Origin of the sequence: Propionibacterium freudenreichii subsp. freudenreichii (assembly GCF_000940845.1) — a bacterium.
Taxonomy (GTDB): Bacteria; Actinomycetota; Actinomycetes; order Propionibacteriales; family Propionibacteriaceae; genus Propionibacterium; species Propionibacterium freudenreichii.
In genome coordinates this window covers 576,377-598,737 of record NZ_CP010341.1, presented here as the reverse complement: position 1 = coordinate 598,737, position 22,361 = coordinate 576,377, and the positions used below count along the sequence as shown (strand labels likewise).

The following is a 22,361-nucleotide window of genomic DNA, read 5'->3' as shown; positions in this document are numbered from 1 at the left end:
ACGGCAGGAGGGGTGTCCCGACGCTCGTCGGGGCACCCCTCCTGCCTCTGATCAGACCCTGTGCTCAGTTCGAGCGGCTGACCACCTCATCGCACAGGCGCGACAGCGCGCGGGTCGCGGCACCATCGGGCAACAGGTCCAGCTGCTTGCGGGCCAGTTCGGCGCGCTGCACGATATCTGCACGCGCCTCCTCGATCACATGGTTGGCACGCAGCATCGCCAGGGTGCGCGCCAGCACGTCGTCGTCGGCCAGGTCGCCGGCGATCAACGACTTCAGCTCATCGTCGTCGGAATCCTCGCTGGCGGCCAGCATGAGCGTCGGCAGGGTCGAGACGCCCTCGCGCAGGTCAGTGCCGGGGGCCTTGCCGGAATCGTCCGACATGATGTCCATCAGGTCGTCGGCAAGCTGGAAGACCACGCCGATCTGCATGCCGAACTGCGCCAGCGCATCGAGCACCTCACGGCTTGCGCCACTGGTCATGGCGCCGAACACCGCCGACGTGCGGATCAACGCCCCGGTCTTGCCGGCCACCACGTTGAGATAGTGCAACATCGCGTCATGACCGGGCTGGGGGCCGCGCATCTCGTCGATCTGGCCGGTGACCAGTTCGGCGAAGGTGTCGGCCTGCATCCGCACGAAGTCGTTGCCCAATGTGGCCACCTGGTTGGAGGCCCGGGCGAACAACCAGTCACCCACCATGATGGCGGTCGAATTGCCGTACGCCGCATTGGCGCTGGGGACCCCGCGGCGCAATGCCGCATCGTCCATCACGTCATCGTGGTAGAGCGAGGCCACATGGGTCAGCTCCACCACGACGGCCGCGATCTGCGCCGCCGCGTCGTTGGGCTGCGGCCCCAGCTGGCTGGTGACCGCCACGAGCATCGGGCGGAAGCGCTTGCCCCCGGCCGCGATGATGTGCTCGGCCGCCTCAGCCAGGAAGGGATTGGCTGCCGTCAGCGTGATCGCGCTGAGGCGCCGTTCCACCGCATCCAGCTGATCGCCGACGTAGGCCTCGAAAGCCTCGTCCTCGGCCTGCGTCAAGGTCGTCTCCTTATCAGCGCAGGAACTGTGCTGCGCCGGTGAACAGGTCAAGTACCGGCCCCGGCGCAATGCCGAGAACAACAGTACCGACAACGCCGATGATGATGACCAGCCAGGTGGGCCAGCCAGCCTTGACCACGTCAACTTCCATGTCAGGTTCCTTGAAGAACATGATCCACACGACGCGGAAGTAGTAGGCCGCGGTCACGACCGACAGGCAGATGGCCACGACGGCCAGCCAGGCGTAGCCGCCCTGCCAGCCCGCGCTGAAGGCCAGCAGCTTGCCGATGAAGCCACCGGTGAGCGGGATGCCTGCCATGGAGGCCAGGAACAGCGTCATGATCACCGCGAGCACGGGACGACGCCTGCCCAGCCCGGCCCATGCGTCGAAGCCATTGGCCTCGCCGCCGACACGCCGCACCATGGGCAGGATCGCGAAGGCTCCCAGCGTCGCCAGGCCGTAGGCGGCCAGGTAGTACATCACGCTGGACACGGAGCCGGACTCGCCGGCGGCTAGGCCACCAGCAGCGGTCACGGCGCCAACCACCGCAATCATGATGAAGCCGGCATGCGCGATGGACGAGTAGGCCAGCAGGCGCTTCACGTCGGTCTGTGCCAGGCCGACGACAGCACCAATCAGCATGGTGGCCAGGGCGATGACCACCAGCACCAGCTGCCAGTCCCAGCGGGCCCCGCCGAGCGCGACGTAGAGCACGCGCAGCAGGCCGGCGAAGGCGGCGATCTTGGTGCAGATGGCCATGAAGCCGGTGACCGGGGTCGGGGCGCCGGTGTAGACGTCGGGAACCCAGTTGTGGAAGGGCACCGCGCCCACCTTGAACAGCACGCCGGAGGTGACCAGCGCGGTGCCGGCGAGCAACAGCCCGATCGACTCGGTGGACAGGGTGATGGAACGATCCATCAGCGCGAAGTTGAAGCTTCCCGTGTAGCCGTACAGCAGCGCGGCGCCGAACAGGAAGAAGGCACTCGACATGGCGCCGAGCATGAAGTACTTCAGCGCGGCCTCCTGCGACAGCAGGCGGCGACGGCGCGCCAGGGCACACATCACGTACAGCGGCAGCGAGAGGATCTCCAGTGCCACGAACATGGTGAGCAGGTCGTTGGCGGCCGAGAACACCAGCATGCCGAACAGTGACATCTCCAGCAGTGCGAAGACCTCGGAGTTCTCCTGGCGCGCGGCGATGGCCTGGCGCTCAGCCAGGCTGCCGGGCACCGTATGGCCCTGCGGGGCGAAGGAACTTGCCCCGCCGCCGATGCGACGCTCGCCATAGAGCAGCGCCGAGAGCAGCCCGAACGACAGCAGCAGCATCCACACCGCGCGGGTGGGACCGTCGATCGACAGCGCACCCATCACGGCGGCCCCAGGCTGCGACGACCAGTCGAAGCAGACCAGGCCGAGCGCGACGGCCATGGTGATCACGGCGATCGCGAACTGCACGCTGAAGCGCTTGCCGCGCTTGATGAAGGCCTCGGCGAGCACCGAGACAATGGCTCCGACAATCAGGACGATGAGCGGAGCGATCAGCCCGTATTCAATCGTGGGAGTGTGCATAACTCACTTACCCCTCTTCACAGTGGGCTGAGGATCGACCATGGAAACCTGAACCATTGCTTCCTTCGCAGTCGGGTTCACGACGTCGAACGTTGGCTTGGGGACGCACCCGAAGAACAGCAGCAGGGCGATCAGCGGTGCGATCACCAGACGCTCGCGACCGGTGAGGTCGTGCGTCATGTGCTTCTCGCTCTGCTCCGTGGCGGGCCCGGTGAACACGCGCTGGTACGACAGCATGATGTAGACCGCGGCAAGCACCGTGGCGACCACGGCCACCGCAACGAACACCAGGTGACGCTGCCAGACGCCGGCCATGATCATGTACTCGCCGGCGAAGTTCGCCAGGCCGGGCAGGCCGAGCGTCGCCAGGCCGGCCGTCAGGTAGACGCCCGCGATCAGTGGCACGAGCTTCTGTGCGCCACCGAAGTCGGCGATCAGTGCGCTGCCGCGGCGGTCGATCAGGAAGCCGACCACCAGGAACATCGCCGCAGCGCTGAATCCGTGGGCCAGCATGTAGAAGATCGAACCGGCGATCGACTCGGTGGTGAACGAGAAGATGCCGAGCACCATGAAGCCGAAGTGGCTCACCGAGGTGTAGGCCACCAGTCGCAGCAGGTTCTTCGAACCGATCGCCATGAAGGCGCCGTAGAAGATCGAGATCACGGCCAGCACCAGCACGAACGGTGACGCCCACTTGGTGGCCTCCGGGAAGAAGGCCAGGCAGAAGCGGATCATCCCGAAGGTGCCGATCTTGTCGAGCGTGGCCACCAGCAGGGTCGAGGCACCGGGCCTCGCCTGCTCGGCGGCGTCGGGCAACCAGGTGTGCACCGGCACCATCGGGGCCTTGATCGCGAAGGCGATGAAGAAGGCGACGAACAGCCAGCGCTCCATGCCCTGGCCCATCGACAGGCCGGCGAGGTCGGCGGTGAGCAGGCTGGGCTTGCCGGCACCGGCCGACACGGCGTACATGCCGATCACGCCGAGCAGCAGCACGAAGCCACCGAACAGGCTGAACAGCAGGAACTTCATCGCCGCTGCGGCACGTCGGGCGCCGCCCCATCCGGCGATGAGGAAGTACATCGGGATGAGGGTTGCCTCGAAGAAGATGTAGAAGAGCAGCAGGTCGGAGGCCATGAACACATAGAGGGTGAAGCCCTCCAGCATCAGGGCCAGCGCCATGAAGGTCTCGCTCGACCAACGCGCCGGGGCCACCTGCGAGGTGGTGTCGGCGGCGTTCTGGTTCTGCGTCGAGGAATCACCGACATGCCATTCGGCGATCAGCACGATGGGAACCAGGATGACGGTGAGCAGCACCAGCACCTTGGACATGCCGTCCAGGTCGAGTGCGTACCATGCGCCGATCGGCGAGATCCAACTGACCTTTTCGGTCAGTCCGGTCATGAAGAAGGTCGCCACGCCCACCACGAGGGTGACCAGCGAGAACACCATTGCGGCCACCTTGCCGCCACGTCCGCGCAATGCGAAGACGATGACGGAGCCAAGGAGCGGCAGCAGACCCAGAACCGTGAGCCAGGGGAAAGTCATCACTATTTCCTTCCTCAGGCCAGCTGGCCCAGGATCATCACGACGCCGATCACGACGAGGCCGAGGGCCATCGTGACGCCGTACGTTCGCACATAGCCGTTCTGCAGCAACCTGAGAGCACCAGAGGCACCGGTCACCACCGCAGCGGAACTACGCACCGTGCCGTCAACCAGGTGGTTGTCGGTGAGCTCCAGGCCATTGCACAGGGCCTGTCCGGGGCGCATGAGAACCGCCTCGTTGAATTGATTGGCATACAGCTCGTTGCGTCCTGCCAGCACGAAGAAGTTGTGCGAGACGGGCGTCTCCTGCGCGATGTTCGAGCGGTAGAGCACCACGCCGATCACCACGCCGAGCGCCACCGCGAGCAGGGTGACCAGGCTGATCCAACCGGTGTCGAAGACATGCACGGGCTTAATCTCGTTGGCCACGGCCGGCTCCAACCAGCCCTGGATCCAACCGTTGAGGGCCAGGCCACCGACCACGGAGATGATCGCCAGGATCACCAGCGGGACCACCATGAGCGCACCGGGCTTGTGCGGGTGCACACCGGGCAGCCAACGCTTGTTGCCCATGAAGGTCATCATCATCAGGCGCGTCATGTAGAACGCGGTGATACCGGCGCCGATCAGCGCCAGCCAGCCGAAGATCGGGCCCTTGTCGAAGGCGGCCACGATGATGTGGTCCTTCGAGTAGAAGCCGGCGAAGAACGGGAAGCCGATGATGGCCAGGTAGCCACAGGCAAAGGTGCCGAACACCCAGGGCATGGCCTTGGCCAGTGCGCCGAAGTGGTGCATGTTCGTGTCCTCGTTCATCCCGTGCATCACAGCACCGGCACCCAGGAACATATTGGCCTTGAAGGCACCGTGGGTGAGCAGGTGGAAGATCGCGAAGGCAGCACCCGCCGGTCCGAGCCCGGCGGCGAGCATCATGTAGCCGATCTGGCTCATCGTGGAGCCGGCCAGCACCTTCTTGATGTCGTCCTTGGCACAGCCGATCCAGGCGCCGGCGAACACCGAGGCCAGGCCGACGATCGCCACGGCGAGGCTGGCGGAGTTGCTGAGCGCGTAGATCGCGTGCGAGCGCACCACCAGGTAGACGCCGGCGGTCACCATCGTGGCCGCGTGGATCAGGGCCGACACCGGGGTGGGGCCCTCCATGGCATCCAGCAGCCACACCTGCAGCGGCACCTGGGCGGACTTGCCGCAGGCGGCCAGCAACAGCAGGCAGCCGAGCGCAGTGGCCCAGGCCGGCGAGACATTCGCCACCGAGTTGCTCACCACGTCGAAGCGCACCGAGCCGAACAGCGAGAACATCGCGAAGCTGGCGGCGAACAGGCCGAGGTCACCGACCTTGTTGGTGACGAAGGCCTTCTTGGCGGCCAGGGCGGCGGAGTTGCGTTCCTGCCAGAAGCCGATCAGCAGATAGGACGCCAGGCCGACGCCCTCCCAGCCGATGAACAACATGATGTAGTTGTCGGCCAGCACCAGGGTCATCATCGAGGCGACGAAGAAGTTCAGGAAGGCGAAGAAGCGGCGACGCTTCGGGTCCTCCTTCATGTAGCCGATCGAGTAGATGAAGATGAGGGAGCCGACGAAGGTGACCAGCAGTGCAAACAGGATCGACAGCTGGTCAACCAGCATCGAGATGTCGATCGAGAATGCGCCGGCGCTCACCCATGTGTAGACGGGTACCCGGACCGATCGGCTGGCCTCGTCGCTGCCCATCATCGAAATGAAGAGCAACAGTGCAATCACGAAGGACGCGATCGGGGCGAGGACGCCGAGGAGGTGGCCCCACGCGTCGGCAAGCTTGCCGAGCACGAGGAGCAGACCCGCGACCGCGAGCGGAATCGCGATCATGAGCCATGCGTAACTGAACAATCCGGTAGCTGCGACCGGATTCATGGTCTGAAGAAGATTCACCGATGCCCCCTCAGTGCTTCAGCAGGTTTTCGTCGTCGACCGAGGCCGAGCGTCGGGTGCGGAAAATCGTCATGATGATGGCCAGGCCCACGACAACTTCCGCGGCGGCCACCACCATCACGAAGAATGCGGCCACTTGACCGTCGAGATTGCCGTGCACATTGGCGAACGTCGCCAGCGACAGGTTCGCAGCGTTGAGCATCAGCTCGATCGACATGAACGCGATGATCGCATTGCGGCGCACGAGGAAGCCCAGCACGCCGATGCAGAACAGAATCGCGGACAGGACGATGAACGCATTGGGGTTCATCGGTTGACCTCCTTGAGTCCGTTCTCGTCAGTCGGCTCAGCGGCGAGCTCATCGTCACCGGGCACGATGCCCTTCTGGTCGTCGCGCACATCGACGATCGCCTTGTTGGCGCTCTTCGTCGGGGTGAGCAGGCGGTTCTTGTCGACCACGACGATGCCGCGTTCAGCCAGCGTCGGGATGATCGAGTCGTCCGAGATGGAACCATCGGGCAGTAACGAGGGATAGTCCACCGAGTTGTGTCGGGCGTACACGCCGGGGTTCGGCAGCGGTCCGGGCTGGGTGCCCTTCTCGCCGAACTCCTTGGTGCGGCGGTTGATGCGTTCCTTCTGCTGTTCCTTCTTGAACAGCGGCTCGCCGTGCGCCAGCACCATCGCCGCCAGGGCGGCGGTGATCAGCAGGGCGGCAGTGGCCTCGAAGGGGAACACATAGTCGCTGAAGATCAGATAGGCCAGCGAGCGCACATTACCGTCGGCGCCGGTGGCCTGTTCGAGGCCGGCCGGGCTGGAGACGATGCCATGGCCCACAGCCAGCACGAGCAGCGCCAGCAGGCCGACGACGCCGATGATGGCGGCGACGCGCTGGCCCTTGATCGTTTCGATCATCTCGTCGACGGTGTCAATGCCGATCACCATCATGGTGAACACGAACAGCATCATGACCGCGCCGGTGTAGACGATGATCTGGGCGACGAACAGGAACGGCGCGTCCAGGCTTGCGTACAGGCCGGCAAGGCACACCATGAGACCGGCGAGGCAGAGCGCCGAGTGCACGGGCTTGCGGTTCACCACCATGCCGATACCGGCAATGACGCTGAGCGGCCCGAGCACCCAGAAGGCGACTGCCTGAGCAGTGACCAGGGGGATCATTTCGCAACTCCAGTCCAGTTGTTGGCGGCCGCACGCGCCGCGACGACCACGCCGCGCTCGTCCAGCTGGTTGCTGGGAGGCAGGCCGAGGAAGTAGTCGTCCTCGTCGTCACCGAGACGGCGGGGATGCGGGGGCTGCTCCATGCCCGGCAGCAGCGGGGCGAGCAGGCGGTCCTTGTCGTAGATGAGGCTCTCGCGGGTCTCATCGGCGAGCTTGAACTCATTGGTCATCGTGAGGGCCCGCGTGGGGCAGGCCTCGATGCACATGCCACACAGGATGCAGCGCAGATAGTTGATCTGGTAGACGCGCCCATAGCGCTCACCGGGGCTGTAACGCTCCTCCTCGGTGTTGTCGGCGCCCTCCACGTAGATGGCGTCGGCCGGGCAGGCCCACGAACACAGCTCGCAACCCACGCACTTCTCGAGACCGTCGGGCCAGCGGTTCAGCTGGTGACGACCATGGAAGCGCGGAGCAACGAGGCGCTCCTTGCCCTTCTCCGGGTAACCCTGGGTGAAGGACTTGCGGAACATCGTTCGGAAGGTGATTCCGAAACCGGACCACGCACCCATTTACAGCACCCCCTTGATCGACTTGCCTGAATCTGGACCTGATGAATCTCCGCCCGAGGGCGCCCGGCTGGGCGGCGCGGGTTCGGAGGCGACGATGCCGGCGTAGGCAGCAAGCTTCTGGCCGGGCATCGGCGGCACCGGGTAGCCGTCGGCGAAGGCATCGAAGACCTCGTCGTCGGCGTCGTCGGGTTCGGCCTCCTTCTTTCGTGGCCACAGCGCATAGGCGAGCAGGGCCACCACGATGACTCCGACGATGACGCGCATGGCCGGGTTGGCGAACCAACCGTTGGCGATGCCGCCGCGCATGACGGCCAGGAAGAGGATCCACACCAGGTTGATCGGGATGAGCACCTTCCACCCCAGGTCCATGAGCTGGTCGTAGCGCACGCGGGGCACTGCGCCTCGCACCCAGGTGAACGAGAACACCAGGAACTGGGCCTTCAGCACGAACCAGAGCAGGCCCCACCAGCCGTTGGACAGGGCGCCCCCGGCGATCATGTTGAACGGCCACGGCGCCGAGTAGCCACCCAGGAACAGGGTGGTGCAGACGGCGGACACGGTGAGCAGGTTGATGTACTCGGCCAGGTAGAACATGGCGTAGCGGAAGCCGGAGTAGTCGGTGATGTGGCCCGAGACCAGCTCGGACTCGCACTCGGCCATGTCGAAGGGCAGGCGGTTCGTCTCACCGAACATCGAGATGAAGTAGGTGACGAAGCTCGGCAGCAACAACAGCCAGTAGTGCGAGGGGAAGAAGGTCTCGAAGCCGAAGAAGTCGAGGTTCTGCATCTGCGCAGCGACGATCTGGCTGGTGCTCATCGAACCGGCGTACATGAACACCGCGACGAGCGAGAGGCCCATGGCCACCTCATAGCTGATGAGCTGGGCGGTGGCGCGCATGGAGCCGAGCAGCGAGTAGGTGCCGTTCGATGCCCATCCGGCGAGTACCACGCCGTAGACGCCGATGGACGCGATGGCCAGCACCAGCAGCACCGAGACCGGCAGGTCAGTGATCTGCAGCCGCGTGGTGTGTCCAAAGATCGTCACCTCGCCGCCGAAGGGGATCACCGCCCACGAGCTGAAGGCCGCGATGGCGATCAGCATCGGCGCCAGGTTGAAGACCAGCTTGTCGGTGCGGGCGGGGCGGAAGTCCTCCTTGAACAGCAGCTTCACGCCCTCGGCGATGGTCTGCGGCAGGCCGAGCGGGCCGTTCATGATGGGACCGATGCGGTTCTGCATCTTCGCGATGATGCGACGCTCGAACCACACATTGAAGATGATCCACAGCAGCACGGCAACGAAGACCACGACCACCTTGATGAGCACGACCCACCAGGGATCAGCCCCGAAGATCATGTTCTCTTGCGGAATCATGCGGCACCTCCGGTGACTTCGACCCGTGTGCCGGCAGCGGCCACGAGCCCACTATTAACGGAATTTCTGGTGTTACCGGGCACCCACACCACGCCGGGCACCATGGAGGGCACGATCGTGAGCGGGGCGGTGAACGTGGTACCTCCGACGCGGACCGTCACGGCCTGTCCGTCGGCAACTCCCAGGCCGGTGGCGTCGGCCGGGGCCAGGCGCACCGACGGCGCGGGGGCCGTCTCGAGCAGGGCGGTGGCGCCATCGAGTCCGGCGGCATCATCGATCAGCAACCGCCAGGAGGACAACACGAAGTTGCCCGACCCGGCGTCGGTCGTGGCGGGGGCCTCGACCGGGAGCTTGTCGGCATTGCCCGACCAGTCCGAGATCTCGTCGAAGGCGAGACGGGCCTGGGTGGGAGTGCGCATGCCGAGGTCCGAACCGAGCGCATCGGCCAGGGCGGCCAGCACCCGCACATCGGTCATCGGCGAGGTGGTCTCCTCATTGACCAGGGCCACCGGACGTTCGCGGTGCTCCCAGTTGATGAAGGTGCCCACCTGGTCCTCGATGAGGGCCACCGGCAGCACCACGTCGGCGCGGTCGGCGATCTCACTGCGACGCTGCTCCAGGCTCACGACGAACCCGGCCGCTGACACGGCGGCCAGCACGGCATCGGGATCGGCGAAGTCCTCGGCCTGGATGCCTGCGGTGACCAGGGCCTCCACCGAACCCGAGGCGACGTCGCGGATGATCGCGGCGGCATCACGGCCCGACTGGGCGGGAAGCTGATCGGCCCCCCACGCGGCCTGGACATCAACCCGCGCCGAGGCGTCGGCAACATGGCGTCCGCCGGGCAGCAGGCCCGGCAGCAGGCCGGCCTCCAGGGCACCCAGCTCGCCGGCACGACGCGGGATCCAGGCGAACCCGGCCCCCGTGCGCTCGGCCAGCTCGGCCACCTTGGTGAGTGCACCGGCGCTGAGTGCGGCCCGCTCCCCCACCAGGATGATGGTCTGGTCGTCGAGTTCGCCGGCAGCCGCCAGCTTGTCGAGTTCAGCGGCCTCGGTGCCGGGGGCCGTCGGCCACAGCCGCGCCCCCATCTTCTCCGAGCCGCGGGTGGCGAAGGGCGCCAACGACACGACCTGCAGCTTGTTCTTGCGCCACGCCTTGCGCAGGCGCAAGAAGACCATCGGGGACTCGTCCTCGGGCTCGAAGCTGACCAGCACCACCTTGGTGGCCTTTTCGAGGGCCTCGAAGGTGACCGAATCGGCCAGCTTGCGTCCCACCACGTGGTTGGTGAGGAAGGTCGCTTCCTCGGCGCTTGCGGCGCGCGAGCGGAAGTCGATGTCATTGCTGCCCACCACAGCGCGCGCGAAGCGGCTGTAGGCGAAGGCGTTCTCGACGGTCAGGCGCCCACCGGGCAGGAACCCGACCGACTTGCCGGCCCGCGACAGCCCCTCGGCGGCGGCATCGATGGCCTCCGGCCAGCTGGCCGGCTCCAGGGCGCCATTGCGACGCACCAGCGGAGTGGTGATGCGGTCATCGCCGTGGCCCGAACGGAATCCGAAGCGACCCTTGTCGCAGTTCCATTCCTCATTCACAGCCGGCTCATTGCCCGCGAGGCGACGCTTGACCTGGAAGTGACGGTGGTCAACACGAAGCTCGCAACCCGACGCGCAGTGCTCACAGCTCGACTGGGTGCTCACCAGGTCGTCCGGACGCGACTGGAAGCGGTAGTCGGCACTGGTCAGCGCGCCCACCGGGCAGATCTGGATGATGTTGCCCCCGAAGTAGGAGGCATAGGGCTGGTCGGCGTACTCACCGACCTGCGAGAACGCGCCGCGCTCGGACAGCGAGATGAAGTCATCGCCGCTGATCTGCTCGCTGAAGCGCGTGCAGCGCTGGCACAGGATGCAGCGTTCGCGGTCGAAGACGATCTCGGCATTGATGTGCGTCGGCTTGGCATAGGTGCGCTTGACGCCCTCGTAGCGCGTCTCGCCGCGGCCATGGCTCATCGCCTGGTTCTGCAGGGGGCATTCGCCGCCCTTGTCGCAGATCGGGCAGTCGAGCGGGTGGTTGATCAGCAGGAATTCGATCATCCCCGACTGGTGCTTGGCCACCGTCGGATTGCTGTCTGCGGTCTCCACCTTCATGCCGGGCATTGCGGACAATGCACAGGCCGGCTGCGGCTTCATCGCCCGGCCGTTGCCGGCGTCGGGCACCTCCACCAGGCAGACGCGACAGGCGGCCACCGGGTCGAGCAGCGGGTGGTCGCAGAAGCGTGGGATGTCGATGCCGATCATCTCGGCGGCGCGGATGACCAGGGTGCCCTTCGGCACGCTGACCTCTGCCCCATCGATGGTGAAGGTGACCAGATCAGGCTTGGTCGCGACCTCGGATGACTTGGTATCGGTGCTCATGCCGTGGCTCCCGTCATGGTGATCGACTCGCGGTCGGGGTCGGCGAACAGGGCGCTCTTCTCGTAGGGGAACAATTCCCAGGCCGGCGTGTGATAGCCGGCCTCGAACTCGGAGCGGAAGTGCTTGATGGCGCTGGTGATGCAGGCGACGAAGCCGTCGGCCAGCGTGCAGAAGCTCTTCATCGACACGTTGTCGCAGACGTCGAGAAGCTTGTCGACGTCACCCTCCTGGCCCTTGCCGGCCTCGAGGTTGCGCAAGGTCTGGACAAGCCACCAGCTGCCCTCACGACAGGGCGTGCACTTGCCGCAGCTCTCGTGCTTGTAGAACTCGGTCCACCGCAGCGTGGTGCGCACCACCGAGGTGGTCTCGTCGAACACCTGCAGGGCCTTGGTGCCCAGGATCGAACCGGCTGCCGAGACGCCCTCGTAGTCGAGCGGCACATCGAGCTGCTCGGGGGTGAACATCGGCGTGGACGAGCCACCGGGGGTGAAGAACTTCAGCTGGTGGCCGTCGCGCACGCCACCACCGAGTTCCAGGATCTGGCGGAAGGTGATGCCCAGCGGCGCCTCGAACTGCCCGGGACGCTTCACATGTCCCGACAGGGAGTAGATCGTGGCGCCCTTGGACTTCTCGGTGCCCATCGACTGGTACCACTCGGCGCCGTTGCGCACGATGGCCGGCACCGAGGCGATCGACTCGGCGTTGTTGACCACGGTGGGGCAGGCGTACAGGCCCTCGACCGCGGGGAACGGGGGACGCAGGCGCGGCTGGCCACGGTGGCCCTCCAGCGCGGAGAGCAGTGCGGTCTCCTCGCCACAGATGTAGGCGCCGGCACCCGAATGCACCACGATGTCGAGGTCGTATCCGGTGCCGAACAGGTCCTTGCCGAGATAGCCCTTGTCGTAGGCCTCGCGCACCGCCTGGCTCAGCCGGCGGATCGCGTGCAGCACCTCGCCGCGGCAGAAGATGAACGCATGGTGGGCGTTCACCGCGTAGCAGGCGATGATGATGCCCTCCAGCAGCGTATGCGGCGTGGCGATGAGCATCGGCATGTCCTTGCAGGTGCCGGGCTCCGACTCGTCGCAGTTGACCACGAGGTACTTGGGCTTCGGGTTGTCCTGCGGGATGAAGGACCACTTCATGCCGGTGGGGAAGCCTGCGCCACCACGGCCCCGCAGGCCGGAGGCCTTCACCAAGTCGATGACCTCGGGGGACTTCATGGTGGTCAGGGCCTTGCGGGCGGCGTCATATCCGCCGCCGCGCACATAGGTGTCCAGCTTCCACGAGTCCGGGGTATCCCAATCCTTCGTGAGAATCGGGGTCAGTGTGTCTGTCACTTCCCAACCTCCTTCGCACCCGGCTGGCCGGGGGCCTGCCAGTTGTTCGCTTCAGCGATCTTGAGCCCGCGCACCGAGGATTCGCCGGCGCTGGGGCCCTCATCGGCCCGTCCGTCGTCGAATCCGGCGAGCACGCGCTCGGCGCTGCGCCAGTCGGTGATGGTGGCGCCGCGGGTGGACTTGACCGTCTCGCCGGCAGCGAGCTTGTCGAGCAGCTCGTCGGCCTTGGCGGGGGTCATATTGTCCATGTATTCCCAATTGACCATCATCACGGGCGCGAAGTCGCAGCCCGCATTGCACTCGAGGCGCTCGAGGCTGAACTTCCCGTCGGGGGTGGTCTCCCCCTCGTGGATGCCCAGCTTCTTCTCCACATGGCTCAACAGGATGTCGCCACCCATCACCGCACACAGCGCCGTGGTGCACACGCCGATGTGCTGGTGTCCGGCCGGACGACGCTTGTACATCGTGTAGAAGGTGGCCACGCCGTTGACCTGGGCGGTGTTGACGCCGGCGATCTCGGCCACCGCGCGCATCCCGGCGTCGCTGACCCGGCCGTCAACCGACTGCACCAGGTGCAGCATCGGCATCAGCGCGGACCGCGCATCGGGATAGCGGGCGGCGATGGCTCGCATCTCCGCCATGGTCTCTTCGGTGATATTCGTCGACTGGTCGACGGCATCGATGCCGTCGGCGTCGTCGAAGGCCGAGACGAACTCGTGACCGCTCATCGGCTAAAGCTCCTTGTCAAGGACGAACAAATGACGAAATCAGAGCGCATGGGCTTCATCGGTCCACGCCACCCATCACGGGGTCGATCGACGAGATGGCCATCACCGCATCGGAGAGCATGCCGCCCTCACACAGCAGCGGCAGCGACTGCACGTGGTTGAACCCGGGATCGCGCAGGTGGGCGCGGTACGGGCGGGTGCCACCGTCGGAGACCAGGTGCATGCCGAGCTCGCCGGCGGGGGCCTCGACGGCCATGTAGACCTCGCCGGCCGGCACGTGGAAGCCCTGGCTGACGATCTTGAAGTGGTGGATCAGGCCCTCCATCGACTCGCCCATGATGTGCTTCACGTGCTCGTTGGAGTTGCCCTGGCCATCGGAGGCGACGGTCAGGTCGCTCGGCCACGACAGGTCGGCGTCCTCGATGCGGTACGGCTCACCCTTGCTCTCGGCCAGCTCGTCGCGCACCTGTTCGAGGATGCGCAGCGACTGCTCGATCTCGTTGAGGCGGATGACGAAGCGTCCGTAGGAATCGAACGAATCGGCGGTGCACACCTCGAAGTCGTAGTTCTCGTAGCCGCAGTAGGGCTCCATCTTGCGCAGGTCCCAGGGGTAACCGGCCGAACGCAGCACCGGACCCGAGGCGCCCATCATCACCGCAGAGGCGAGGCTCATATGGGCCACGCCCTTGTTGCGGCGCACGAAGATCGGGTTGGTCAGCGTGTACTGGCCGATCTCGGGAACGTTCTTGCGCAGCTGGCGGATCAGCTCGTCGAGCAGGTCCAGCCCGTCCTCGGGGAGGTCGTTCTCGACGCCACCGGGACGGATGTAGGCGTTGTTCATGCGCAGGCCGGTGACGGCTTCGAGGAAGTCGAGCGTGCGCTCGCGCTCCCTCAGCGCAACCTCCTGCACCGAGGTGGCACCCAGGTCGAGGCCGGTGGCACCGACCGCGGTGATGTGGGAGGCGATGCGGTTGGCCTCCATGGCCATCACGCGCAGCTGGTTGCCACGACGCGGCATCTTGTCGGTGATGCCCAGCAGCTTGTCGACGGCCAGCGAATAGGCGGCCTCGTTGAAGATGCCCGCCACGTAGTTGCAGCGGGTGAAGAACACCGAACCCTGCGACCAGCTGCGGTACTCGGCCGACTTCTCGATGCCGGTGTGCAGGAAGCCGATGCTGGGGCGCAGCGAGATGATGGTCTCGCCGTCCATCTCCATCACCAGGCGCATCACGCCGTGCGTGGAGGGGTGCTGCGGTCCGACATTGATCACGATGGTCTCGTCGGAGCGCTCGCGCTGCGCCTCGACCACCTGGTCCCAGTCGCCACCATTGGCGAGGTAGGCGTGATCGCCCTTCTCGTCGCCGGGGCCCGCGAAGATATCGTCGTCGTCGGTAGCGGCCCGCGACGCGTCTGAGTACTGCTCGCTCATCGGTTGTAGCTCCTGCGATCGTCAGCCGGGGGCACGACGGCTCCCTTGAATTCCACCGGGATGCCACCCAGCGGGTAGTCCTTGCGCTGCGGATGGCCGACCCAGTCGTCGGGCATCAGGATGCGGGTGAGGGCGGGATGTCCGTCGAAGATGATGCCGAACATGTCCCAGGTCTCGCGCTCATGGAAGTTGGCCATCGGGTAGACCGGCACCAGGCTCGGCAGGTGCGGATCGTCCTCGGAGACCTCCACCTCCAGGCGGATCCTGCGGTTGTAGGTCATGGAGAGCAGGTGGAACACGGCGTGCAGCTCGTGGCCGGTCTGCTCGGGATAGTGCACACCGGACACCGACACGCAGATCTCGAAGCGCAGGGCCTCGTCGTCACGCAGGTGCTTGGCCAGCTCCAGGAGCTTGTCGCGGTCGACGAAGAAGGTGATCTCGCCGCGGTGCACCATCACGCGGGTGGCGAATCCGGGGACGAGCTCGGCCATCCGGTCGGCGACGTCATCGAACCAGCCGCCGAAGGGCGGCTCGGTGCTGCCGGTCAGTGAGATGACCCGGCGCATGCCCTCGAAGCCGGAGGTGTCCCCCGACTCGCCGGGCTTGCCCGATCCCCACATGCCCTGCACGCGGGAGATGACTTCCTGGCCGGCGTCGGTCGCCTTGGGCGAGAACAGCTGGGCGAGGTGCTTGTGGGTGTCATCGGCAGCCCGCATTGCGCGGCCGGCTGCCTCATCCTTGTCGGGAAGGTTCTGCTCGCTCATCGCATGAGCCCCTTCTGCTCGATGGTGGCGGGCGCTGCCAGGGCCTTCTGCTCCAGCTCGGCAACCTCCTGCACGCGGTGGGCGCCCATCGTGGTGTGCTGCACCTTGCCCTTCTTCAGCTTGAAGACGGCATCAATGAGCATGTCGGGCCGCGGCGGGCAACCGGGCAGGTACATGTCGACCGGCACGATGTGGTCGACGCCCTGCACCACGGCGTAGTTGTTGAACACGCCGCCCGAGCTGGCACATGCACCCATGGCGATGCACCACTTGGGGTTCGGCATCTGGTCCCACAGCTGGCGCACGACCGGCGCCAGCTTCTGGCCCACGCGGCCGGCGACGATCATGAGGTCGGCCTGACGCGGTGAGGCGCGGAAGATCTCCTGGCCCCAACGCGAGCAGTCGGCACGCGGGCCGCCGTAGCTGATCATTTCGATGGCGCAGCAGGCCAGACCCATGGTGAGTGGCCAGAAAGATGCCTGGCGCATCCAGCCCTGCACCTGCTCAACCGTGGTCAGAAAGATTCCGGCCGGAAGCTTCTCTTCGATGCCCATATCTGTTCACCCAGCCTTTCAGTCCCAGTTCAATCCGCCGCGGCGCAATACATAGGTGTATGCGACGAAGACGACAATGATGAACGTGATCATTTCGATCACTCCGAAGCTGCCCAGGTGGTCAAAGGCGACCGCCCAGGGATAGAGGAAGACGATCTCAATATCGAAGATGATGAAGAGCATCGCCGTCACGTAATACTTGACAGAGAAGCGCCCGCCGCCGGTCAGCGTCTGCGGCGTGGGCTGGATACCGCACTCGAAGGAGTCGTACTTCGTGCGGTTGTAGCGATGGGGACCGATGAGCGGGGACAGCACGATGGCCGCAATGACCACGAACAGGGTGGCCAGTGCCACCAGCCCGATAACCGGAATATATGCGTTCATTTCCGCTCGATCCTTCCGTCGAAGTACGTCATTGTCCAACCGATCCAGGTGCGCCGTTACGCGGGCGGCGCCAGCCTACTCAAAGTGTTGATCAGGTGATCCATCGCATCACCGCGGTGCTCATCGGTGAGATTGGCCAACAACTTGTTGACCAACTTCATGAGCGAACGATGGGGCAGGCCGTAGGTGGTGCACAGGTGCATGATCTGCGGATTGCCGATGAGTTTCACGAAAATGGTGCCCAGGCGGTAATAGCCACCGAAACGTGATGACAACGCCGTGGGGTAGGCGTGCAGTGCACGCTCGGCGCCGGGCGTGCCGACGCCGCGGGAATGGGCCTCGCTGATCGCATCAGCCGCAAGCTCCCCGGCCTCCATGGCATAGCTGATGCCCTCGCCGTTGAACGGATTGACCATGCCGCCGGAATCGCCCACGAGCAGCAGTCCGTCGGCGTAGGCGGGCTTGCGGTTGAAGGCCATCGGCAGCGCCGCCCCGCGGATCTCGCCGCGCTGGTGGGCCTCGTCGAACTGCCATTCGGGTGGGGTGGTGGCCAACCAAGTGCGCATCAGTGCGCGGTAGTCGGTGTGCCCGAACGCCGACGAGGAGTTCAGCATGCCGAGCCCGACGTTGACGGTGCCATCGGCCATCGGGAAGGCCCAGCCATAGCCGGGCAGTTGGTTGGATTCGCCGGGACGCCCGTCCCACAGCTCCAGCCAGCTCTCCATCCACTCGCCCTGCGCCCGGGGGCTCTCGAAGTAGGTGCGCACCGCCACGCCCATCGGGCGGGCCTCGTCGCGCTGGCGCCCCATGGCGACGGCCAGGCGCGTGGAATTACCGTCAGCGGCCACCACGATCGGGGCGCGGAACTCGCGTCCCTGATTGTCGCGCACCCCGACGATGCGATCGTCGGCGGTGATCGGCTCGGTGACATTGACGCCGGTGTGCAGCGTGACGCCCAGCTTCATCGCGTGGCCCGCCAGCACATCATCGAAGCGCGACCGCGGGCACACGAGCCCGTAGTCGGGGAAATCGGCCAGTTCCGGCCAGGGAAGCTCGAAGGGCTCGGTACGCCCGCCGTAGACCCGCAGTCCCTTGTTGCGCGCCCACCCGGCCGTCTCGGTGGAATCGATGCCCAGCCGCGTCAGCATGCGCACGGCGCGTGGCGTGAGCCCGTCGCCGCAGACCTTCTCGCGCGGGAACTGCGACTTCTCCAACAGCAGGACGCTGAGCCCGCGCATGGCACAGAACGCGGCGGTGGCCGAGCCTCCGGGGCCGGCACCCACCACAATGACGTCCGCTTCGGTGGCGAACGAGTCCTGGTCGGCCGTGGACAGCTGGGCCGAGGCCAGTGCCGGGGCGTCACCCATCTGCACTTCGCCGTGCACCATGAAGCTCTCCATCCGAACACCGATCCCGGGAACCGACTCTGGACTCCCGGGGGCTGTGGCCCAAGGACCTCGCCTCGCTCAGTGTAAGGGTGAGATGGGGGGGGTTGCCAGTCGGCCGGCAGCCATCTGAGACAAAATCGGACCGATCCAGTCCCGAAAACACAGGCTGGCTGCGGTCAGGGGTTATCCATGCACGGTGGGATGCAATTCGTTCCATCACGCGGAGAGCGAAAAGCACGATCGTGCACGTGCCAGCACACGGACGCCCGCGGCGGGGTGCGACCACGGGAGTACTTGGGTGACCCGCGGGTCCCATCCGCGGGAACTGTCGGTTAGCCTCGTGGGGTGATCATCAATCCGGGATCGTCGCGACTGCACGCGAGCACCATCGCCATCGATGACCCGGGCGCGCTCACACAATATGTGGACGGCCACGGCGCCGCGTTCCTGCGCGGCGAAGACGGTTTCGTCGCGATGGGGGGAAGTGGCCCGGCTCGACGGCGCCACCATGAGTGAGGCCGACCAGTGGTGGACCCAACTGGCTGCCGACATCGAGAAGGAATCCGAGATGCCCGGCCTGGTGGGCACCGGCCCCCTGGCCTACGGCACCTTCACCTTTGACCCCGAGCACACCGCAGCGGCCTCCGCATTCATCGTGCCCGAGACGATTATCGGACGGCGTGACGGGGTGAGCTGGCTCACCCAACTGGGCTACGACCGGGTGAACCCGCAGATGCCCGAGGTACAGCCCGCTCCCCAACCGCCCGCCGAACTGTTCTTCGAGGACGGCCAGATCTCTGGTGCGGACTGGCTGGCGCTCATTGCCCGCACCAGCGCCGCGCTGCGCGCCAGTGGCGCCGAGGGCGTGGTGTTGGCCCGCGACCTGCATGCGATCGCCGAGCAGAAGATCTGTCCCGCGTGGCTGCTGCACCAATGGCGTCGCAACTACGGTGGCTCCACCTGCTACCTGGTGGACGGGCTGGTGGGCGCCACCCCCGAGATCCTCGTGCACCGACGCGGTGGCCTGACCACCTCGCGCATTCTGGCCGGCACCACCCAGCGCCTCGACAACGTGGACGAGCCCGCCGAGATCGCCCGGCTGCTCTCCTCCCAGCAGCGCATGCACCAGCACCGACTGTCGGTGGAATCCGCCGCCACGGCGCTGGGGGCCCATATGAGTGGCATCCACGTTCCGGAGGCGCCCTTCGTGCTGGCGCTGCCCGACATGCTCCACCTGGTGACCGACATCTGTGGCGTCACCGAGGGCACCTTCTCGACGCTCGCCCTGGCTGCCGCGGTGCATCCGCTGTCGTCGGTGACCGGGTTCCCCACCGACCAGGCACGCACGATCCTGGCGAACAGCGGCTTCGACCGGGGACGCTTCTGCGCCCCCGTGGGCTGGATCGATGCCCAGGGTGATGGCGACTGGTTCGTCGCCCTGCGCGCCGCGCAGCTGAGCCCCGACTGGAAGGGCGTCACGCTGTACGCCTCGGCGTCGGTGGATCCCGATACGGCGCCCCACAACAAGCTGGTGTCCACCGAGATGAAGTTCGCCCTGATGCGACAATTCCTCGCCGGCGACTGAATCACCGACGAGGAATCGTCCGCTCCGAAGACTGCCTGCCCAGCGCTACTTGCGCAGCGGGGGCCTGGTGCGCGCCGGGGTGCCCGAGCGACTGATCACCTGCTTGGGCCGCGTGCGACCTCCCCCACCGCGGGCCGCCTCCTTCTGCGCCGCGAGCTCCTTGCGCTGTTCCTCGCTCTTCTCCATCAGCTCCTGCTGGTTGATGCCGCCGCTGCGCAGCACCATGAACGCGATCATGGCGATGATCGCCGAGACGATCGGCGGCCAGTTGAGCACCAGCGGGGCGGTCACCAGCACCGCCACGTCAATGCCACGGATCAGGTTGAACATCAGGCCCGGGGGCACGGCGCCGGCGCCGGTGGCCACCATGGGCATGTTGTAGTTCGCCGACTTGGCGCTGACCCAGCGCATGGCACCGAGCAGGCCGGCCGCGGCCGTGATGACGCCGTACCACAAGGTGTTCGACACCGACACGGACGCCGCCTGGCCGTTGAGGTTCAGCAGGAATGCCGGGGTGACCACGATGGCCCAGATGAGGGCCAGGGAGGCCGGCACGATCGTGGTGGCGGTGCGCAGCTCCGAATCGGTCATCGGGAACAGCCGCGCCAGGCCCTTCGTGCGGGTGAGCACGCGCATCGAATCCATGAACGGCACCATGACGGCGACCATGATCAGGGCCGACAGGATCGGGGTGAGCGATCCCACACCCAACGATTCCAGTGCGTAGGGCACGATGAGGCTCACCAGGAAACCCACCAGCGGGCCCGGGGAACGCACCAGGCGTTGCAGGTCACGCCAGACCAGGGCACGCGTGCCGCGCCAGTGGCCGCGGGCCGGCTTCACATGGCCCCGCAGGTGGTTGCGACGCTCGATGAGGATGTCGCGCATCAGCGCGAAGTCAAGCGCGAAGGCGGCGCCCTGCATGCCGGAGACGAGCTCACCACCGGTGATCAGCTTGGCCCGGCCCACGTTGTCGAGGCGTCGACGGGCGATGAGTGAGGCGAGGATCGCCAGCACGAGACCGGCTGCGGCCACGACGATGGCCAGCTCGAAGGAGCCGGTTCCACCCAGCCCCACCGACAACCAGCCGCTGGCCGAGGCGATCACGGCCACCAGCACGACGACGGCGACGCCGCCCACGACAATCTGCGCAACGCGCACCATGATGGTGCGCTCAGCACCCTGCTCGGCGGCCGTGAAGGCCATCCACGCGGCGGTGGTGAAGGCGGCGGCTGCCGTCCAGGCACCCACCGTCGGCAGCGGGAGGCCGACCAGCACGGTGACCAGGGCGGCCACCACGGCGGCGACGCCACCAGCGGCGAAGATCATGCCCCACATGCGTCGGGCCAGCACGGAGGAACGGCGCAGTGGCGCGTCCAACAGCCAGAAGCCCTCCGCGGCGGAGGCGACGATCGGCCCGAAGATGCGGCTGATGGCCAGGGCGCCGACCCACAGGCCCGCCACGACCAACCAGGGCAGCAGCTTGCGGGCGGTCACGCAGCCATCGGAGGTGCACGTGGACGCCTGGTTCTGCGCCGACAGCAGGCCGCTGATGATCATGGCCGCCACGACCACGACGGTGAACATGGCGACATAGGCGTCGGTGATCACATCGCGCAGTCGCCGGGTGGCCCGTCCCTTGCGCCAGTCCTTCACCAACAGCAGCAGCTGGCGTTCGTCAACCATGCCCTGGGCGTCGAAGCCGACGTCGACGAACGGATAGTCGGGATCGAATCCCTCGAAGTCCGGATCGTCGGTGGGCGCCGGCCTGCGCTGCTGTGGCGGACGCGCGGCGGGCTGGGCCGCCCGCTCCTTACGTGAACGATTGCGGCGCTTGTTGCGTGAGCTCATGCCAGCTGCTCCGGCTCCGCCAACGACTGGGTCTCCTCGAGGCCGCCGCCGATGCGCACGATGCGGGCGCCAACGGCCTCCACCAGGCTCGGCTCATGGCTGGCCATGATGATGGCCAGCCCGTTGTGCTCCTTCTCGTGGCGCAAGCGCTTGCCCAGCCAGTCGATGCCCTCCTGGTCGAGGCGCTGCTCGGGCTCGTCGAGCACCAGCAGCTTTTTGGGACGCACGAACGCGGTCGCCAGGGCGAGGCGGCGACGCTGTCCACTGGACAGGGTGCCGGGCAGCTGGCCCGACTGCGGCACCAGCTGCACCTCCTCGAGGATCGAGTCGACCAGCTCGTCGGTGTCCTCCAGGCCATGGGCCCGGGCGAGCAGGTCAAGGTGCTCCACCACCGACAGGTCGGGGAAGAAGTCCAGGTCATCGATGACGGTGGCCACATTGCGTCGGAAGGAGATCTCGGTGTCCTTGGCCTTCTCGCCCAACACCTCGATCGTGCCCTCGGTCGGCTTGTCGGAGCCGACGATGCACCTCAGGACGGTGGACTTGCCCGAGCCGTTGCGGCCCGTCAGGGCCACCGCATCGGACTCGTAGACCTGCAGGTTGAAGTGGTCGATCACCGTGTGATCGCCGTACTTCTTCACAAGATTGCTGATTTTCAGAACAGTGGAGCGCCTCGCCATGACCTCCATTGTGGTGCAACCGGTGCGATTCGCCCACTTGGCGCCCGACGGTGGATCC

The 22,361-nt window shown here is 66.3% G+C and carries 20 protein-coding genes; 2 read left to right on the top strand and 18 right to left on the bottom strand.

Features of this window, described 5'->3' with window-relative positions:
- Window positions 1-64 precede the first annotated feature (64 nt).
- The 16 genes from RM25_RS02405 to RM25_RS02330 all read right to left on the bottom strand — a co-directional run bounded on the left by RM25_RS02405 (window position 65) and on the right by RM25_RS02330 (window position 18,187).
- Window positions 65-994 carry a polyprenyl synthetase family protein gene (locus RM25_RS02405; protein WP_044636626.1) on the bottom strand — a complete coding sequence of 310 codons (930 nt, stop codon included), beginning with the start codon at window positions 992-994 and terminating at the stop codon, window positions 65-67.
- A gap of 61 nt (window positions 995-1,055) precedes the next feature.
- On the bottom strand, window positions 1,056-2,612 hold the full coding sequence (nuoN, locus tag RM25_RS02400) for an NADH-quinone oxidoreductase subunit NuoN (RefSeq protein WP_044636002.1): 1,557 nt from the start codon (window positions 2,610-2,612) through the stop codon (window positions 1,056-1,058).
- A gap of 3 nt (window positions 2,613-2,615) precedes the next feature.
- Window positions 2,616-4,157, bottom strand: a complete 1,542-nt coding sequence (locus tag RM25_RS02395; protein ID WP_013160450.1) for an NADH-quinone oxidoreductase subunit M — start codon at window positions 4,155-4,157, stop codon at window positions 2,616-2,618.
- Between the two features lie 14 nt (window positions 4,158-4,171).
- Window positions 4,172-6,061, bottom strand: coding sequence for an NADH-quinone oxidoreductase subunit L (nuoL, locus tag RM25_RS02390; RefSeq protein ID WP_044636001.1), 1,890 nt, complete (start codon window positions 6,059-6,061; stop codon window positions 4,172-4,174).
- 28 nt (window positions 6,062-6,089) lie between these two features.
- Window positions 6,090-6,389, bottom strand: a complete 300-nt coding sequence (gene nuoK / locus RM25_RS02385) for an NADH-quinone oxidoreductase subunit NuoK (protein WP_013160448.1) — start codon at window positions 6,387-6,389, stop codon at window positions 6,090-6,092.
- Window positions 6,386-7,255 (bottom strand): NADH-quinone oxidoreductase subunit J, encoded by an 870-nt coding sequence (locus RM25_RS02380; protein WP_044636000.1) that lies wholly within the window; start codon window positions 7,253-7,255, stop codon window positions 6,386-6,388. The genes nuoK and RM25_RS02380 overlap by 4 nt, the downstream gene beginning before the upstream one ends.
- Window positions 7,252-7,824, bottom strand: coding sequence for an NADH-quinone oxidoreductase subunit NuoI (gene nuoI, locus RM25_RS02375; protein WP_013160446.1), 573 nt, complete (start codon window positions 7,822-7,824; stop codon window positions 7,252-7,254). The genes RM25_RS02380 and nuoI overlap by 4 nt, the downstream gene beginning before the upstream one ends.
- Entirely contained in the window at window positions 7,825-9,195 is a 1,371-nt protein-coding gene (gene nuoH / locus RM25_RS02370) for an NADH-quinone oxidoreductase subunit NuoH (RefSeq protein WP_044635999.1), read from the bottom strand.
- Window positions 9,192-11,603: an NADH-quinone oxidoreductase subunit G gene (locus RM25_RS02365; RefSeq protein WP_044635998.1), complete on the bottom strand. Its 2,412-nt coding sequence runs from the start codon at window positions 11,601-11,603 to the stop codon at window positions 9,192-9,194. The genes nuoH and RM25_RS02365 overlap by 4 nt, the downstream gene beginning before the upstream one ends.
- Window positions 11,600-12,940 (bottom strand): NADH-quinone oxidoreductase subunit NuoF, encoded by a 1,341-nt coding sequence (gene nuoF, locus RM25_RS02360; protein ID WP_013160443.1) that lies wholly within the window; start codon window positions 12,938-12,940, stop codon window positions 11,600-11,602. Before nuoF ends, RM25_RS02365 begins: the two co-directional genes overlap by 4 nt.
- On the bottom strand, window positions 12,937-13,668 hold the full coding sequence (nuoE, locus tag RM25_RS02355) for an NADH-quinone oxidoreductase subunit NuoE (RefSeq protein WP_013160442.1): 732 nt from the start codon (window positions 13,666-13,668) through the stop codon (window positions 12,937-12,939). Before nuoE ends, nuoF begins: the two co-directional genes overlap by 4 nt.
- A 55-nt stretch (window positions 13,669-13,723) precedes the next feature.
- A complete protein-coding gene (locus RM25_RS02350) occupies window positions 13,724-15,097 on the bottom strand; it encodes an NADH-quinone oxidoreductase subunit D (protein ID WP_013160441.1) in 1,374 nt (457 codons plus the stop codon).
- Window positions 15,094-15,861, bottom strand: coding sequence for an NADH-quinone oxidoreductase subunit C (locus RM25_RS02345; RefSeq protein WP_052809089.1), 768 nt, complete (start codon window positions 15,859-15,861; stop codon window positions 15,094-15,096). Before RM25_RS02345 ends, RM25_RS02350 begins: the two co-directional genes overlap by 4 nt.
- On the bottom strand, window positions 15,858-16,415 hold the full coding sequence (locus RM25_RS02340; protein WP_013160439.1) for a NuoB/complex I 20 kDa subunit family protein: 558 nt from the start codon (window positions 16,413-16,415) through the stop codon (window positions 15,858-15,860). Before RM25_RS02340 ends, RM25_RS02345 begins: the two co-directional genes overlap by 4 nt.
- 18 nt (window positions 16,416-16,433) lie before the next feature.
- A complete protein-coding gene (locus tag RM25_RS02335) occupies window positions 16,434-16,799 on the bottom strand; it encodes an NADH-quinone oxidoreductase subunit A (protein WP_013160438.1) in 366 nt (121 codons plus the stop codon).
- Between the two features lie 56 nt (window positions 16,800-16,855).
- A complete protein-coding gene (locus tag RM25_RS02330) occupies window positions 16,856-18,187 on the bottom strand; it encodes a geranylgeranyl reductase family protein (protein WP_013160436.1) in 1,332 nt (443 codons plus the stop codon).
- 345 nt (window positions 18,188-18,532) lie between these two features.
- Here RM25_RS02330 and RM25_RS12695 point away from each other — a divergent pair, with 345 nt between their 5' ends.
- Window positions 18,533-18,703, top strand: a complete 171-nt coding sequence (locus RM25_RS12695; RefSeq protein ID WP_158487043.1) for a hypothetical protein — start codon at window positions 18,533-18,535, stop codon at window positions 18,701-18,703.
- The gene (locus tag RM25_RS02325) at window positions 18,696-19,772 is read left to right on the top strand and encodes an isochorismate synthase (protein WP_158487041.1); all 1,077 of its coding nucleotides are present in this window, start codon (window positions 18,696-18,698) and stop codon (window positions 19,770-19,772) included. The genes RM25_RS12695 and RM25_RS02325 overlap by 8 nt, the downstream gene beginning before the upstream one ends.
- A 45-nt stretch (window positions 19,773-19,817) precedes the next feature.
- On the opposite strand, the gene RM25_RS02320 is transcribed toward RM25_RS02325, so the two are convergent.
- Both RM25_RS02320 and RM25_RS02315 read right to left on the bottom strand, forming a co-directional pair.
- Window positions 19,818-21,623 (bottom strand): DUF6297 family protein, encoded by a 1,806-nt coding sequence (locus RM25_RS02320; RefSeq protein WP_044635997.1) that lies wholly within the window; start codon window positions 21,621-21,623, stop codon window positions 19,818-19,820.
- Complete coding sequence (locus tag RM25_RS02315) at window positions 21,620-22,312, bottom strand: ABC transporter ATP-binding protein (RefSeq protein WP_171035500.1); 693 nt, start codon at window positions 22,310-22,312, stop codon at window positions 21,620-21,622. Before RM25_RS02315 ends, RM25_RS02320 begins: the two co-directional genes overlap by 4 nt.
- Window positions 22,313-22,361: the final 49 nt, after the last annotated feature.

Bases quoted from the DNA above. Each gene is read 5' to 3' on its own strand.
- nuoN (WP_044636002.1), bottom strand. From the start codon at position 2,612: ATGCACACTCCCACGATTGAATACGGGCTGATCGCTCCGCTCATCGTC.
- RM25_RS02395 (WP_013160450.1), bottom strand. From the start codon at position 4,157: ATGACTTTCCCCTGGCTCACGGTTCTGGGTCTGCTGCCGCTCCTTGGC.
- nuoL (WP_044636001.1), bottom strand. From the start codon at position 6,061: ATGAATCCGGTCGCAGCTACCGGATTGTTCAGTTACGCATGGCTCATG.
- nuoK (WP_013160448.1), bottom strand. From the start codon at position 6,389: ATGAACCCCAATGCGTTCATCGTCCTGTCCGCGATTCTGTTCTGCATC.
- RM25_RS02380 (WP_044636000.1), bottom strand. From the start codon at position 7,255: ATGATCCCCCTGGTCACTGCTCAGGCAGTCGCCTTCTGGGTGCTCGGG.
- nuoI (WP_013160446.1), bottom strand. From the start codon at position 7,824: ATGGGTGCGTGGTCCGGTTTCGGAATCACCTTCCGAACGATGTTCCGC.
- nuoH (WP_044635999.1), bottom strand. From the start codon at position 9,195: ATGATTCCGCAAGAGAACATGATCTTCGGGGCTGATCCCTGGTGGGTC.
- RM25_RS02365 (WP_044635998.1), bottom strand. From the start codon at position 11,603: ATGAGCACCGATACCAAGTCATCCGAGGTCGCGACCAAGCCTGATCTG.
- nuoE (WP_013160442.1), bottom strand. From the start codon at position 13,668: ATGAGCGGTCACGAGTTCGTCTCGGCCTTCGACGACGCCGACGGCATC.
- RM25_RS02350 (WP_013160441.1), bottom strand. From the start codon at position 15,097: ATGAGCGAGCAGTACTCAGACGCGTCGCGGGCCGCTACCGACGACGAC.
- RM25_RS02345 (WP_052809089.1), bottom strand. From the start codon at position 15,861: ATGAGCGAGCAGAACCTTCCCGACAAGGATGAGGCAGCCGGCCGCGCA.
- RM25_RS02340 (WP_013160439.1), bottom strand. From the start codon at position 16,415: ATGGGCATCGAAGAGAAGCTTCCGGCCGGAATCTTTCTGACCACGGTT.
- RM25_RS02335 (WP_013160438.1), bottom strand. From the start codon at position 16,799: ATGAACGCATATATTCCGGTTATCGGGCTGGTGGCACTGGCCACCCTG.
- RM25_RS02330 (WP_013160436.1), bottom strand. From the start codon at position 18,187: ATGGTGCACGGCGAAGTGCAGATGGGTGACGCCCCGGCACTGGCCTCG.
- RM25_RS02325 (WP_158487041.1), top strand. From the start codon at position 18,696: ATGAGTGAGGCCGACCAGTGGTGGACCCAACTGGCTGCCGACATCGAG.
- RM25_RS02320 (WP_044635997.1), bottom strand. From the start codon at position 21,623: ATGAGCTCACGCAACAAGCGCCGCAATCGTTCACGTAAGGAGCGGGCG.
- RM25_RS02315 (WP_171035500.1), bottom strand. From the start codon at position 22,312: ATGGAGGTCATGGCGAGGCGCTCCACTGTTCTGAAAATCAGCAATCTT.